The organism is Allobosea sp. FW305-C-101, assembly GCF_058783685.1.
This window is the reverse complement of record NZ_JBYSYT010000001.1, coordinates 1,445,079-1,458,700: the sequence shown is the minus strand read 5'-3', so window position 1 is coordinate 1,458,700 and position 13,622 is coordinate 1,445,079. Positions and strand designations below refer to the sequence as shown.

Below are 13,622 nucleotides of genomic sequence, written 5' to 3'. Positions count from 1 at the left end.
TCGCAGGCGCGGCGTCACCGTCGCGCCTGCTGTGCTTCATTCGTCAGTGCGCGGCCGCGCGGATTTCCCGTGCCGCCTCGACCATGTTGACGAGTGCGGGGCGGACCTCTTCCCACTTCCGGGTCTTCAGGCCGCAATCCGGATTGATCCAGAGCTGGTCGTCCTTCAGCCGCTGGCGTGCGAGCTTCAGGAGTTCGGTCATCTCGGCGACATCCGGCACGCGCGGCGAGTGGATGTCGTAAACGCCCGGACCGATCTCGTTCGGATACTTGTAGCCGACGAAGGCGTCGAGCAGCTCCATCTTCGAGCGCGAGGTCTCGATCGAGATCACGTCGGCATCCATCGCCGCGATGGCGTCGATGATCTGGTTGAACTCCGAATAGCACATGTGGGTATGGACCTGCGTCTCGTCGGCGACGCCCGACGCGCAGATGCGGAAGCTCTCCACCGCCCAGTCGAGGTAGTGCTTCCAGTCGCTCTTCCGGAGTGGCAGACCCTCGCGCAACGCGGCCTCGTCGATCTGGATCATCGCCGCACCGGCCTTCTCCAGGTCGAGCACCTCGTCGCGGATCGCCAGCGCGATCTGCTTCGATGCCTCGCTGCGCGGCAGGTCGTCGCGCACGAAGGACCAGTTCAGGATCGTGACCGGCCCGGTCAGCATCGCCTTCATCGGCCGCCGCGTCAGCGACTGGGCATAGCGCCACCACTCGACCGTCATCGGCTTCGGCCGCGAGACGTCGCCGAACAGGATCGGCGGACGCACGCAGCGCGAGCCGTAGCTCTGCACCCAGCCGCCGCGCGTGAAGGCGAAGCCGGCGAGCTGCTCGCCGAAATACTGCACCATGTCGTTGCGCTCGAACTCGCCATGGACGAGCACGTCGAGGCCGATCTCCTCCTGCCAGCGCACGGCGCGAGCGGTCTCCTCGCGCAGGAACTGCTCGTATTCGGCATGGCCGAGCTGACCCTTGTCATGGGCGGCGCGGGCCTTGCGGACCTCCGGCGTCTGCGGGAAGGAACCGATCGTGGTGGTCGGGAAAGCGGGCAGGTTGAAGCGGGCGCGCTGGAGCTTCGCACGCTCCGCGAAGCCGGTCTTGCGGCGGGCGAAGGCCTCCGTGACCGCAGCCATGCGCGCTGCGACGGCCTTGTCGTTGACCTTCGGCGAGGCCCTGCGTGCGGCCGCTGCCGTGGTCGAGGCGGCCAGCCTGTCCTTGACGGTGCCGCGCCCGCCGCCAAGCGCGCGGCCGAGCGTGGAGAGTTCGCCCATCTTCTGCACCGCGAAGGCAAGCCAGTTCTTCACCTCCGGATCGAGACTGGTTTCGAGTTCCAGATCGATCGGGCTGTGCAGCATGGAGCAGGACGGTGCGACCTGGACATGGTCGGTGCCGCGCCTGGCCGCGACCGGCTCGATCTTTGCGAGGACCGCCTCCAGATCGGTCTTCCAGATGTTGCGACCGTCGACCACGCCGAGCGAGAGCACCAGGCCTTGCGGCGCTTTAGCCAGAACGGCATCGAGCTGCTCGGGCGCGCGGACGAGATCGAGATGCAGGCCTGCGACCGGCAGGGATACCGCCGTGTCGAGATTGTCGCCCAGTGCTCCGAAATAGGTGGTGAGCATCACCTTGAGCTGCGGCAGGGCATGCGCGATCGTCGCATAGGTTCGATGCAGCGCGGTGCGGGCGGCCTCATCGAGATCGAGTACGAGGCAGGGCTCGTCGATCTGCACCCATTCAGCGCCATTCGCCGAGAGACGGCGCAGCACATCGACATAGACCGGCAGCAATTCGCCCAGCAGCGACAGCGGATCGAAGGACGGGTCCTTGGACTTGCCGAGCTTCAGGAACGTCACCGGGCCGAGCAGGACAGGGCGCGTCTCGTAGCCGAGCGCCTTTGCCTCGCGATACTCCTCCACCGGCTTCAGCGAGGCGAGCTCGAAGCTCTGCCCCTGTGCGAACTCCGGCACCATGTAGTGGTAGTTGGTGTCGAACCACTTGGTCATTTCCTGCGCCGGGACGCCATGGGCATGATCGTGGTCGTGATGGGCATGGCCGCAGGATGTATGCGGCTCGGCTTCGCCCTGCGAGCCGCGAGCCATGGCGAAATAGGTGCCAAGCGGCACCGGCCCGCCCTTCCAGCCATAGATGTCCGGGATCGCGCCGACCATGACACTGGTGTCGAGCACCTGGTCGTAGAAGGAGAAGTCGTTCGACGGGATCACGCTGATCCCTTGCGCCTTCTGGCGCGCCCAGTTGGCCGCGCGCAGGCCCTCAGCGGCCTCGACGAGCGATCTTTCGTCGGATTTTCCGGCCCAGAAGCTTTCGAGCGCGGTCTTGAGTTCGCGGCGCGGACCGATGCGCGGCGTGCCGAGTGCAGCGACAGGTACTGATTGAGACATAGGCTTAACCCCGACTAGTTGGGGGCAAAGGCCAAAGCGGACGCGGGACGAGGACCGTCCGGACGCAAGAATCCGGGCGGCGCCGCCAAGCGCACCACCGGGACACCCCGCCCGAGGACGTTCATGTTGTCGGGGCAGGTCTCCTGGCTCGCGGGTCGTCGCTCTTGCCCGTCTTCCCAAGGCCTTGCGGCCTCAGTGACATGGGTGGGCAGAAAGCTCGCCGCTGACAGTTGCGGGGGCAGCGCCGGTCTCTCACCGGCTTCCCTCTTAGCTCCGATGCGGCAAGCCGCACCGAAGAACCTCGACGCCGCATCATGGGCCATCATTTCCGGGCCGTCAACAAGAGATATAAAGACATATTTATGTCTTCATGTGACGAGCAGCGCTCGGGGAGCTGCCGCCGAGATGTCCTCGCTTTCCGCATGCGATCGAGGAAGAGCATACGACCGATTGACATCGGAGCGGAGAGTGACGCTAGATGTAGTTGTCGATGGTCTCTCGAATCGCAAGATCGAGAGCTAAGAGGGAAGCCGGTGAGAGACCGGCGCTGCCCCCGCAACTGTCAGCGGTAAGTTCTTAGTCCAGCGTTGTCACTGAGGCTGCAAGGCCTTGGGAAGACGGACGAGAGCGGTGACCCGCGAGCCAGGAGACCTGCCGCGACCCTTGTTTACGTCCTCGGGCGGGGTGTCCCGGTGGTGCGCTTGGCAGGTCGCGGCATCGTATCGTCGCGCGCCTTCTCGACGCGACCGCTCGGCCTTTGCCCCCAACATCTTGGGGTTGATGCCGATGTCTCTTTCTCTCGAAGCCGAACGGCCTTCACTGGCCCCGCTGGGTGCCGAACCTGCTGCATCGCCGCGCGCCGCAGCGGCGGAGCCCGGCTACCAGCTCATCCGCCGCAATGGCGCGGTAACGCCCTTCGACCCCTCGAAGATCGCGGTCGCCCTGACCAAGGCTTTCCTGGCGGTCGAGGGCGCGAGCGCCGCCGCGTCCCGTCGCATCCATGATGTCGTCGCCGACCTGACCGAACAGGTCGTCTCCGGCCTGACGCGCCGCGCCGCGACCGGCCGCACCTTCCATATCGAGGACGTGCAGGATCAGGTCGAGCTCGCGCTGATGCGCGGCGCACACCACAAGGTTGCCCGTGCCTATGTTCTCTATCGGGCAGAGCGGGCGCAGGAGCGGGCGAGGGCGCAGGCCGGGTCCGCGCCGGTCGCTGTCGCGCCGTCGCTGCAGATGAAGCTCACTGACGGCACGCTCGTTCCGCTCGACGCCGCCCGCCTCGACAAGGTCGTGCGCGAGGCTTGTGCCGGGCTCGACGGCGTCGCGGCCGAGCCGATCCTGATGGAGACCCGCCGCAACCTCTATGACGGCATTTCGCTCGACGAATTGGCACTGGCGCCGATCCTCGCTGCGCGGACGCTGATCGAGAGCGAGCCGAACTACGCCAAGGTCTCGGCCCGCCTCCTGCTCGACAAGCTGCGGCGCGAGGCGCTGAGCTTCGTCCATGGCCATGCCGAACAGGCGACGCAGGAAGAGATGGCCGCCGGCTACGGCGACTACTTCACCGCCTATCTCAAGACCGGTATCGCCAATGAATTGATCGACCCCGAGCTCGGCCGCTTCGACATTGCCCGCATCGCGGCGGCGCTGAAGCCCGAGCGCGATCTCCAGTTCGACTATCTCGGCTTCCAGACGCTTTACGACCGCTATTTCCTGCATGTCCGGGGCAACCGCTTCGAGCTGCCGCAGGCCTTCTTCATGCGCGTCGCGATGGGCCTCGCCATCCGCGAGATCGATCGCGAGGGCAGGGCGATCGCGTTCTACGACCTGCTCTCCTCCTTCGATTTCATGGCCTCGACCCCGACCCTGTTCAACTCCGGCACGCTGCGCCCGCAGCTCTCCTCCTGCTTCCTGACCACCGTCGCCGACGATCTCGACGGCATCTTCAAGGCGGTGAAGGACAACGCCCTGCTCGCCAAATACTCGGGGGGCCTCGGCAATGACTGGACGCCGGTGCGGGGCTTGGGCGCGCATATCAAGGGGACGAATGGCGAGAGCCAGGGCGTGGTGCCGTTCCTCAAGGTCGCCAACGACACGGCCATCGCCGTCAACCAGGGCGGCAAGCGCAAGGGCGCGGTCTGCGCCTATCTCGAGACTTGGCATGTCGATATCGAGGAGTTCCTCGATCTCCGCAAGAACACCGGCGACGACCGCCGCCGCACCCATGACATGAACACGGCGAACTGGATTCCCGACCTGTTCATGCAGCGCGTCGAGGCCGGCGGCGACTGGACGCTGTTTTCGCCGGACGAGGTTCCTGACCTGCACGACCTCTATGGCAAGCCGTTCAAGACGGCCTACGAGGCCTACGAGGCAAAGGCGGCCAGCGGCGGCATCAAGGTCTTCAAGCGCATCAAGGCGGTCGATCTCTGGCGGCGCATGCTGACCATGCTGTTCGAGACCGGCCATCCCTGGATCACCTTCAAGGATGCATGCAACCTGCGCTCGCCGCAGCAGCATGCCGGCGTGGTGCATTCGTCGAACCTCTGCACCGAGATCACGCTGAACACCTCGGCCGACGAGGTCGCGGTCTGCAATCTCGGCTCGGTCAACCTTGCGGCGCATGTCACGGCCGAGGGGCTCGATCAGGCGCGGCTGGCGCGGACCGTGAAGACCGCGATGCGGATGCTCGACAATGTCGTCGACATCAATTTCTATACGATCCCCGAGGCGCGACGTTCGAACCTGCGCCACCGCCCGGTCGGACTGGGGCTGATGGGCTTCCAGGACGCGCTTCAGACCTTGCGCCTGCCGGCTGCCTCGGAGCAGGCGGTAGCTTTCGCTGATACGTCCATGGAGGTGATCAGCTTCCATGCGATCTCGGCCTCGGTCGATCTCGCCGCCGAGCGCGGGCGCTATCCAAGCTTCGAGGGCTCGCTCTGGTCGAAGGGTATCCTGCCGATCGACTCGCTCGACATCCTCTCGGAAGCCCGCGACGGCGATGTCGAGCTCGACCGCTCGGCGACGCTGGATTGGGAAGGCTTGCGCGAGCGGATGAAGACCACCGGCATGCGCAACTCCAACACGATGGCGATCGCGCCGACCGCGACGATCTCCAACATCGTCGGGGTCTCGCAATCGATCGAGCCGAGCTACAGCCAGCTCTACGTCAAGGCGAATATGTCGGGCGACTTCACCGTCGTGAATGCCGGACTCGTCCACGACCTGAAGGCGAGGGGGCTCTGGGACGAGGTGATGGTCTCGGACCTCAAGTACTATGACGGCAAGGTCAGTGGGATCGATCGCGTCCCGGCCGATCTCAAGGCGCTTTACGCCACCTCCTTCGAGATCCCGACCGAATGGCTGATCAGGGCAGCGGCGCGCCGTCAGAAATGGATCGACCAGGGCCAGTCGCTCAATCTCTACATGGCGCAGCCTTCGGGCCGGAAGCTCGACGAGGCCTATCGTCTGGCGTGGCGATTGGGCCTGAAGACGACCTATTACCTGCGCGCGCTGTCGGCGACCCATGTCGAGAAGTCGACGCTGAAGGGTACGGACGGCAAGCTCAACGCGGTTTCGGCTACCGTGCCGGTCGTGGCCAAGGCCGCCGCGCCGATCATCGTCGACATTCTGCTGGAGAACGGCATGGCCGTGCCCAACGCTTGCTCGCTCGACGATCCGACCTGCGAAGCCTGCCAGTAGGACCGTCATCCGCCGTCATTCTCGGGCGAAGCGCAGCGCAGACCCGAGAATCTCCGACCAGAGGACTCGCAGGAGCCTCCCTCGGCGAGAGATGCTCGGGTCAAGCCCGAGCATGACGCCCTTCACGTTTCAAGAACGGAACACCCCATGCTCGACTGGTCCGACACCAAGCCGGCGCCCGCCGCCAATCCCGCCATCCTGACCAACCCAGCCCCCGCAGCCGATGCCACCGGCCTCGGCGAGATCGACCGCAATGGCGGGCGCGTCACGGTCGACGAGAAGCGCATGATCAATGCGCGTGCCGACGTGAACCAGCTCCTGCCGCTCAAGTACAAATGGGCCTGGGAGAAATACCTTTCCGGCTGCAACAACCACTGGATGCCGACCGAGGTCTCGATGCAGGCCGACATCGCGCTGTGGAAGTCGAAGGACGGCCTGAGCGAGGACGAGCGGCGCATGCTCAAGCGCAATCTCGGCTTCTTCGCGGCCTCCGAGAGCCTTGTCGCCAACAACATCGTGCTGGCGATCTATCGCCACCTCACCAACCCGGAATGCCGGCAGTACCTGCTGCGCCAGGCCTTCGAGGAGGCGATCCACACCCACACCTTCCAGTATATCGTCGAGAGCCTGGGCCTCGACGAGGGCGAGCTCTTCAACATGTACCGCGAGGTGCCCTCGATCACCGACAAGGCCGCCTGGGCGCTGAAGCACACGCAGAGCATCGAGGACCCCGCGTTCAGCACGGGCACGCCCGAGAACGACCAGGCGCTGCTGCGCGACCTGATCACCTTCTACGTGATCTTCGAGGGCATGTGGTTCTACACCGGCTTCGCGCAGATCCTCTCGCTCGGCCGGCGCAACAAGATGGTGGGGATCGCCGAGCAGTACCAGTACATCCTGCGCGACGAGTCGATCCATCTGAACTTCGGCATCGACGTTATCAACCAGATCAAGATCGAGAATCCGCATCTCTGGACCAAGGCCTTCCAGGACGAGGTGCGCGGCATGCTGCGGGAAGCGGCCGAGCTGGAAGCGGCCTATGGCCGCGACACGATGCCGAGGGGCTTCCTCGGCCTGAATGCGGCGCTTTGCGAGCAATACATGCACTTCATCGCCAACCGCCGCTGCGCCCAGCTCGGCCTTCCGCCGGTTTTCGCGGAAACCGAGAACCCGTTCCCCTGGATGTCCGAGGCGATGGACCTCAAGAAGGAGAAGAACTTCTTCGAGACCCGCGTCATCGAATACCAGAACGGCGGCGCGCTGAGCTGGGAGTGAGGCGGCGGGCGCCGCGCCGCCTGCCTTGTGACTTTCTGTCGCTTTCCGCGGCCCCGCTTCGCAGGCTATGCATGGCGCGGGGGAGTTCTCGTGCAGCACCGCGCATCATCCCGTGGCAGGTCCTGGGTCGCGATCCTCGCGGCCTATCTGCTCGTGGTCCAGGCGCTGTTCGCCGGCTTTGCTGCGGGCAGCTATGCCAACGCGCTCTCGCTCGACCGCACCCTCGCGCTGACGCATTGCGCGCCGAGCGGGGACTCAAGCCCCGGCGGCGATCACGACAAGGCGCAGAACCATGCCGGCATGAGCTGCTGCACGGCCGGCTGCCCGATGCTCGCCGGGGCTGACCCGGCCCAGTCCGATTTCCAGGTCCTGTCGCAGCGGCCGGCCGATTTCGTCGCCTTTGCCCGCCGTCTCGACCGGCCCGTCGGCTTTATCTCCGACCACTCCCCCGGCAACCCGCGCGCACCGCCCGCTTTCGCCTGAGCCGCCGTCCGGCGCCACGGCGTCCGCGACGGCTGTCTTCAGCCTGCCGCCGGTCGTCGTGAGGGCTTTCTGTCCCGATCCGATGCCGTGACGGCGCGGAATCCGGTGCCATGCCACTCCATCTCCAGGCTCGCCTCGCGGGCGGCGCATGCGCCGTCGGCGACGCGCTGATCGGCCCGTTCAAGCCGCTCCCGATGCCCTTACGGGCTGTTGCGGCGCCGTCTCGCTGAATCGCGACGGCCAGGCCCGGCCGCGCGCAAACCCATCGAAACCCAAGGGAACGACGCGATGAATCGCAGAGACATGACGTTGGGCCTGAGCGCCGCCGGCTTGCTGCTGGCCGCTGCCGAGCAGGCCCGCGCTCAGGCCGAGCCCGCGCGGCCGGCGCCGAGCTTCGCCATGCTGGTCTATCCGAAGATGGTCCTGATCGACCTCGTCGGGCCGCAGAGCGTCTTCAATCTCACCGGCGGAAAAATCCATCTCGTCGGGAAGGACCGCACGCCGGTGCCGACGGAGCTGGGCATATCCGTCACGCCGACGACGAGCTTCGCGGACTGTCCGCGCGATGTCGACGTGCTCTTCGTGCCGGGCGGTCTCGACGGCACCGTCGCCTTGCTCGACGACGCGGAAACGCTGGCCTTCCTCCGAGAGGTCGGTGGCAAGGCCCGCTATTTCACCGGGGTCTGCACCGGCACGTTGCTGCTCGGGGCGGCGGGCCTCCTGCAAGGCCGCAAGGCGACCGGCCATTGGTACATCCGTGATCTGCTCCCGCTCTTCGGCGCGATCCGCTCCGACGGGCGGGTCGTCACCGACGGCAATCTCGTCACGGGCGGAGGCGCCACGGCAGGGCTCGATTTCGGCCTCGCGCTCGGCGCGCAGCTGCTCGGCGAGGAATGGGCGCGGCGCGCGCAGCTCGTCCTCGAATATGATCCGCAGCCGCCGTTCGACAGTGGCTCTCCCGCCAGGGCCGGGCAGGCGCTGACCGACGACGTCCTGCGTCGCCGGGCGCGGGCGCTTGCCGCTGCGCGCGATGCCGCCGGTCGCGCCGCCAACCGGCTCAAGGGCTGACGCGATGGCACGTCGCCTTCGCCTGCTTTCGCCTTCCTCGCTTCCCCATTCGGCCGGCAGCCCGCCGGCCGCATCCCCGCCGCGCGAGCGGCTTTCGTCACCAAGGACAATTGCCATGAAATATCTTCTCGCCCTCGCGGGCCTCGTCGCGGCCGGCCCGGCGCTGGCCCATGTCACCCTTGAAAACCAGTCGGCTCCCGTGGGCGCGACCTATAAGGCGGTGCTGCGCGTGCCGCATGGCTGCAAGGGCGCCGCGACCACGAAGGTCCGCGTCCAGATTCCGGAGGGCGTCATCGCTGTGAAGCCGATGCCGAAGTCCGGCTGGACCCTCGAAACCGTCAAGGGAAAGTACGAGAAATCCTATGACTATTACGGCACGCCGACCACCGAGGGCGTCAAGGAAGTGGTCTGGAGCGGCGGCAAGCTGCTCGACGAGCATTACGACGAGTTCGTGCTGCGCGGCTATCTCACCAAGGATTTGAAGGCCGACGCCACGCTTTACGTTCCGGTCGTGCAGGAATGCGAGGGCGGCGGCGTGGAGCGCTGGATCGAGATTCCCGCCGCCGGCAGGTCTGCCGATGACTACAAGTTCCCGGCCCCGGGTGTGAAGCTCACGCCCGCCAAGTGACCCCGTCAGTGGCGGAGCGCCCGAGCGCTCCGCCACGAGGATGCGCCATGCCTGTCCGATTGAATCGTTGCCTGTTGTTCGTTCTCGTCCTGCTGGCATGCGCCGGAATGCCTCGCCTCGGCTGGAGCCACGCCGCGCTGAACAGCGCGACGCCGGCCGATGGCAGCGTGCTCGCCGCCGCGCCGCAACAGGTCGAACTCGTCTTCAGCGAGCCGGTTTCGCCCCTGGCGCTGCGGCTCGTCGGACCCGGTGGCGGGGCACAGGCGCTCGGCCGCTTCGCCCTGAAGGACCGCACCGTCGCGATCGAGCTTCCCGCCGCGCTGGCGAACGGTACCTATGCGTTGAGCTGGCGTGTGGTCTCCGAGGACGGCCACCCTGTCGGTGGCGCGCTGGTCTTCTCGGTCGGGACGCCGGGCGGCACGGCGCCCGATCTTGGAGAGCAGGCCGACAATCCGGTCCGTCTTCTGGTCTGGCTCAGTCGCCTCGGGCTCTATCTCGGCCTGTTCCTGGGATGCGGTGCGGCCGCGAGCCAGGCATGGGTCGGCCCGCTCGGTCGTGGGGCCAGACGCTTCGCGACGGCCATGGCGGGCCTTGGCCTGCTCTGCCTGCCGGTCGCCCTCGGCGCGCAAGGGCTCGATGCGCTCGGGGCTTCGCTCAGTGCTTTCTTCCAGCCAACCGTCTGGAAAGCCGCTGCGGCGACCAGCTATCTCTGGACGATCATTCTCGCAGCCATCGCCCTGACCTTGGCCTTCGTCGGCATCCGCTGGCAGGCAAGGGGGGCTAGCATCGTCGGCCTCTTCTCGGCGATGGTTGCTGGCCTCGCCCTCGCGAGCAGTGGCCATGCCAGCGCCGCTTCTCCGCAATGGCTGATGCGTCCCGCCGTATTCCTGCATGCGAGCGCGATCGCCGCCTGGGTGGGTGCACTGCTCCCGCTCGCGCTGGCTTTGCGGAGTGAGGCTGGCAAGGATGCGCTGCGGCGCTTCTCCTCTGGCATCGTGCTCGTCGTCGCCGTGCTGTTGCTCAGCGGCGTGGTCCTGGCCTGGGTGCAGGTCGAAACGTTGGGAGCCTTGCTCACGACGGCCTATGGTCGCGTGCTTCTCGCCAAGCTCGCGCTCGTCGCTTTCGTCTTCCTGCTGGCGGGCTTGAACCGCTGGCGCCTGACACGACGGGTCGAGGCCGGCGACCTACCCGCCGCGCGCGCCATGACGCGCGTCATCGTCGTCGAGCTGGCGGCGCTGGTCGTGATCCTCGGCACGGCGGCGCTCTGGCGTTTCACGCCGCCGCCGCGGGCGATCCTGGCGGCGCAGGCGCAGCCGGCTTCCGTCCATATTCACACCTTGCAGGCCATGGCGGATGTCACGGTCACGCCCGGCCGGGCAGGGCCTGTCGCGGTCGAGATCGTTCTGATGAACGGTGAATTCGGCCCCCTGCCGGCCAAGGAGCTCAATCTTGGCTTCAGCAATGCTGCGGCCGGCATCGAGCCGATCGAGCGCCGGGCGCAGCTGGGGCAGGACGGCATCTGGCGGATCGATGCCCTGACCCTGCCGGTGGCCGGCCGCTGGGAGGTCGAGCTTGAGATCCTGATCTCGGATTTCGAGATGCGACGGATCAAGGATGTCGTCGTGATCCGCCCTTGAGGTGAAGAGCAGGCGAGGCGGTCCCGCCTGCTCTTCACCGGGCCGGGTCGCTCAGCGGAAGGGCGGCGAGTATTGCAGCCCGCCTTCGGTCCAGAGCGCGTTGGGGCCGCGCTGGAGCTTCATCGGCGAGCTCATGCCGAGATTGCGCTCGAAGCTCTCGCCATAATTGCCAACCGCGGCGATGATCCGCACCGCCCAGTCATTGGTGACACCGAGCGCTTCGCCGTATTTTCCGTCCTTGCCGAGGAAGCGGCGGATCTCCGGATTGGTCGAATTCTCCGTCAGTTCCCGGACATTGGCCTTGGTCACGCCGAGCTCCTCGGCATTGATCAGGGCGAATAGCGTCCAGCGCACGAGGTTGAACCAGGTGTCGTCGCCGCTGCGGACCCAGGGGCCGAGCGGCTCCTTCGAGATCACCTCGGGTAGCACCAGGTGCTCGCCCGGATCGCGAAACTTCAGCAGATTGGCAGAGAGAGCCGACACGTCGGTCGTATAGGCATCGCAGCGCCCGGACTCATAGGCCTTCAGGGCATCCTCCGACGTGCCGAAGGCGGCGACCTCGTATTTCATCTTCGTGCGGCGGAAATAATCGGCGAGGTTGAGCTCGCTCGTCGTTCCCTGCGCGACGCAGATCGAGGCGCCGTCGAGCTTGCTCGCGCTGGCGACGCCGAGCTTCTTCGGGACCATGAAGCCCTGGCCGTCATAGTAGTTCACGCCGGTGAAGGTGACGCCCTGGCCGGAATTGCGCGCCAGCGTCCAGGTCGTCGTGCGCGGCAGCACGTCGACCTCGCCGGCTTGCAGCGCGATCAGGCGATCCTTTGAGGTCAGCGGCACGAAGGAGGCCTTCTCCGTGTCGTTGAAGATCACCACCGCGAGTGCGCGGCAGATATCGATGTCGAAGCCCTGCCAGCGACCGTTTGCATCCTGGGTCGAGAAGCCGGCGACGCCGGTGCTCGTGCCGCAGATGATCTTGCCGCGGTCGCGGATCGTCTTGAGCGTATCGGCGGCCGCGGGCTGCGCCGCGAGGCAGGCCGCCGCAAATGCTGTGGCCAGCCCGGTGAAGAGCGTCTTCATGGTAGTTCCCCTTCGTTTTTGTGGTTCGGAGGCCGTCTTCGGGCAAAATCCTCCCGTCACGGCGCGAGTCCCGCGCCGTGTCCTTGTCGTCGCAGTCTTGGCCCTGCGTCCGGTCAGGCCGCTTGGCTCGCGGTGGCTTGCCCGAGCACCGAGAGCAGCCGGCTCAGATCGGCCCAGAGCTCGCCCGGTTCCTCGAGGCCGATGCTGATGCGCAGCAGCGGGCCTTTCGCGGTCCAGGCTGTCGCGGTGCGGTCCGGCGTGATCGCCTGCGGCGCGACGAGGCTGCGCGTGCCGCCCCAGGAGGCGCCGATCGCGAAGACGCGCAGCGCGCTCAATGCCGCACTCATTGTGTCGTCGTCGACGGGCTTCAGCACGAGGCTGAACAGGCCGGAGGAGCGGCCCATGTCGCGCTTCCAGATCGCGTGGCCGGGGCAGGAGGGCAGGGCGGGATGCAGCACGCGCTCGACCATGGGATGGTCGACGAGCCGGCGCGCGAAATCCTCGGAAACCCTGCCCATATGGGCGACGCGCAGACCCATGGTCTCGATGCCGCGCAAAGCGAGCTGGCATTCGTCCGGTGAGACGCCGACGCCGAAGCCGCGCAGAATCTCCTTCATCTTCTGGCGCAGCGCCATGTCCCTGACCGTCACCGAGCCCAGCAGCAGGTCGGAATGGCCGCCGACATATTTGGTCAGCGCCTCGCAGGCGAAATCGGTGCCATGCTCCAGCGGCTTGAAGATCAGCGGCGTTGCCCAGGTGTTGTCGCAGCCGACGAGCACGCCTTTCGCCTTGGCGGCGGCAGCGATGGCCGGCACGTCCTGCACCTCCATCGTGTTCGAGCCGGGCGACTCGACCCAGACCAGCTTGACGGTCTCGTCGATGAGATCGGTGATGCCGGCCCCGATCAGCGGGTCATAGACGCCATAGGCGATGCCGCGCGGTTCGAGATATTCGGCACAGAAGCTGCGCACCGGCGGATAGACATGGTCGGGGATCAGCACCTTGTCGCCGGGCATCAGCACCGACAGCATGACGATGGTCACCGCCGCCTGTCCGGAGGGCACGAGCACGGTGCGGGCGCCGTCGTGCAGGACCGTCAGTTGCGCTTCGAGCGTGCGGGTCGTCGGCGTCCCGTGCAGCCCGTAGGTATAGCCGTCGAAGCCGCGATATTTGCGGGCCATGAAGCTCGCGCCATCGGGATAGACGATGGTCGAGGCGCGGTGCGTCGGCACGGCGAGCGAGGCATAGCCGTCCTCGTTGACGGCCGGGTGGTGAACGCAAAGTGTCAGGTCATGCATGGTGGGTTTCCCTCGCTCGGGAAATCCTCAGGCACCCGGGACAAGCGGGCAATCAGCCAAAAGGC

Annotated in this window: 9 protein-coding genes and 2 riboswitches; of the genes, 6 read left to right on the top strand and 3 right to left on the bottom strand. The window is 66.6% G+C overall.

Annotated elements, in window-relative coordinates:
- Positions 1-43 precede the first annotated feature (43 nt).
- Positions 44-2,392: a 5-methyltetrahydropteroyltriglutamate--homocysteine S-methyltransferase gene (gene metE, locus AC3WMA_RS06930; RefSeq protein ID WP_492284625.1), complete on the bottom strand. Its 2,349-nt coding sequence runs from the start codon at positions 2,390-2,392 to the stop codon at positions 44-46.
- Between the two features lie 116 nt (positions 2,393-2,508).
- Positions 2,509-2,711, bottom strand: a riboswitch (cobalamin riboswitch).
- Between the two features lie 154 nt (positions 2,712-2,865).
- Positions 2,866-3,065, top strand: a riboswitch (cobalamin riboswitch).
- A 113-nt stretch (positions 3,066-3,178) separates the two neighbouring features.
- Between metE and AC3WMA_RS06925 the strand changes: the two genes are divergently transcribed.
- From AC3WMA_RS06925 to AC3WMA_RS06900, 6 genes are all read left to right on the top strand, one after another.
- Complete coding sequence (locus AC3WMA_RS06925; RefSeq protein ID WP_492284624.1) at positions 3,179-6,094, top strand: ribonucleoside-diphosphate reductase subunit alpha; 2,916 nt, start codon at positions 3,179-3,181, stop codon at positions 6,092-6,094.
- 147 nt (positions 6,095-6,241) lie between these two features.
- Positions 6,242-7,369 (top strand): ribonucleotide-diphosphate reductase subunit beta, encoded by a 1,128-nt coding sequence (locus AC3WMA_RS06920; RefSeq protein WP_492284623.1) that lies wholly within the window; start codon positions 6,242-6,244, stop codon positions 7,367-7,369.
- Between the two features lie 90 nt (positions 7,370-7,459).
- On the top strand, positions 7,460-7,852 hold the full coding sequence (locus AC3WMA_RS06915; RefSeq protein WP_492284622.1) for a hypothetical protein: 393 nt from the start codon (positions 7,460-7,462) through the stop codon (positions 7,850-7,852).
- 288 nt (positions 7,853-8,140) lie between these two features.
- The gene (locus AC3WMA_RS06910; RefSeq protein WP_492284621.1) at positions 8,141-8,920 is read left to right on the top strand and encodes a DJ-1/PfpI family protein; all 780 of its coding nucleotides are present in this window, start codon (positions 8,141-8,143) and stop codon (positions 8,918-8,920) included.
- Between the two features lie 115 nt (positions 8,921-9,035).
- On the top strand, positions 9,036-9,548 hold the full coding sequence (locus AC3WMA_RS06905) for a YcnI family copper-binding membrane protein (protein WP_492284620.1): 513 nt from the start codon (positions 9,036-9,038) through the stop codon (positions 9,546-9,548).
- A gap of 107 nt (positions 9,549-9,655) precedes the next feature.
- A complete protein-coding gene (locus AC3WMA_RS06900; protein WP_492284619.1) occupies positions 9,656-11,185 on the top strand; it encodes a copper resistance CopC/CopD family protein in 1,530 nt (509 codons plus the stop codon).
- A gap of 51 nt (positions 11,186-11,236) precedes the next feature.
- Here AC3WMA_RS06900 and AC3WMA_RS06895 read toward each other — a convergent pair whose 3' ends face one another.
- Positions 11,237-12,259, bottom strand: a complete 1,023-nt coding sequence (locus tag AC3WMA_RS06895; protein ID WP_492284618.1) for an amino acid ABC transporter substrate-binding protein — start codon at positions 12,257-12,259, stop codon at positions 11,237-11,239.
- 113 nt (positions 12,260-12,372) lie between these two features.
- Positions 12,373-13,557 carry a trans-sulfuration enzyme family protein gene (locus AC3WMA_RS06890; RefSeq protein ID WP_492284617.1) on the bottom strand — a complete coding sequence of 395 codons (1,185 nt, stop codon included), beginning with the start codon at positions 13,555-13,557 and terminating at the stop codon, positions 12,373-12,375.
- Between the last annotated feature and the right edge of the window lie 65 nt (positions 13,558-13,622).

Excerpts from the sequence above, each read along its gene's own strand:
- metE (WP_492284625.1), bottom strand. The coding sequence starts at position 2,392 with ATGTCTCAATCAGTACCTGTCGCTGCACTCGGCACGCCGCGCATCGGT.
- AC3WMA_RS06900 (WP_492284619.1), top strand. The coding sequence starts at position 9,656 with ATGCCTCGCCTCGGCTGGAGCCACGCCGCGCTGAACAGCGCGACGCCG.
- AC3WMA_RS06910 (WP_492284621.1), top strand. The coding sequence starts at position 8,141 with ATGAATCGCAGAGACATGACGTTGGGCCTGAGCGCCGCCGGCTTGCTG.
- AC3WMA_RS06925 (WP_492284624.1), top strand. The coding sequence starts at position 3,179 with ATGTCTCTTTCTCTCGAAGCCGAACGGCCTTCACTGGCCCCGCTGGGT.
- AC3WMA_RS06920 (WP_492284623.1), top strand. The coding sequence starts at position 6,242 with ATGCTCGACTGGTCCGACACCAAGCCGGCGCCCGCCGCCAATCCCGCC.
- AC3WMA_RS06890 (WP_492284617.1), bottom strand. The coding sequence starts at position 13,557 with ATGCATGACCTGACACTTTGCGTTCACCACCCGGCCGTCAACGAGGAC.
- AC3WMA_RS06905 (WP_492284620.1), top strand. The coding sequence starts at position 9,036 with ATGAAATATCTTCTCGCCCTCGCGGGCCTCGTCGCGGCCGGCCCGGCG.
- AC3WMA_RS06895 (WP_492284618.1), bottom strand. The coding sequence starts at position 12,259 with ATGAAGACGCTCTTCACCGGGCTGGCCACAGCATTTGCGGCGGCCTGC.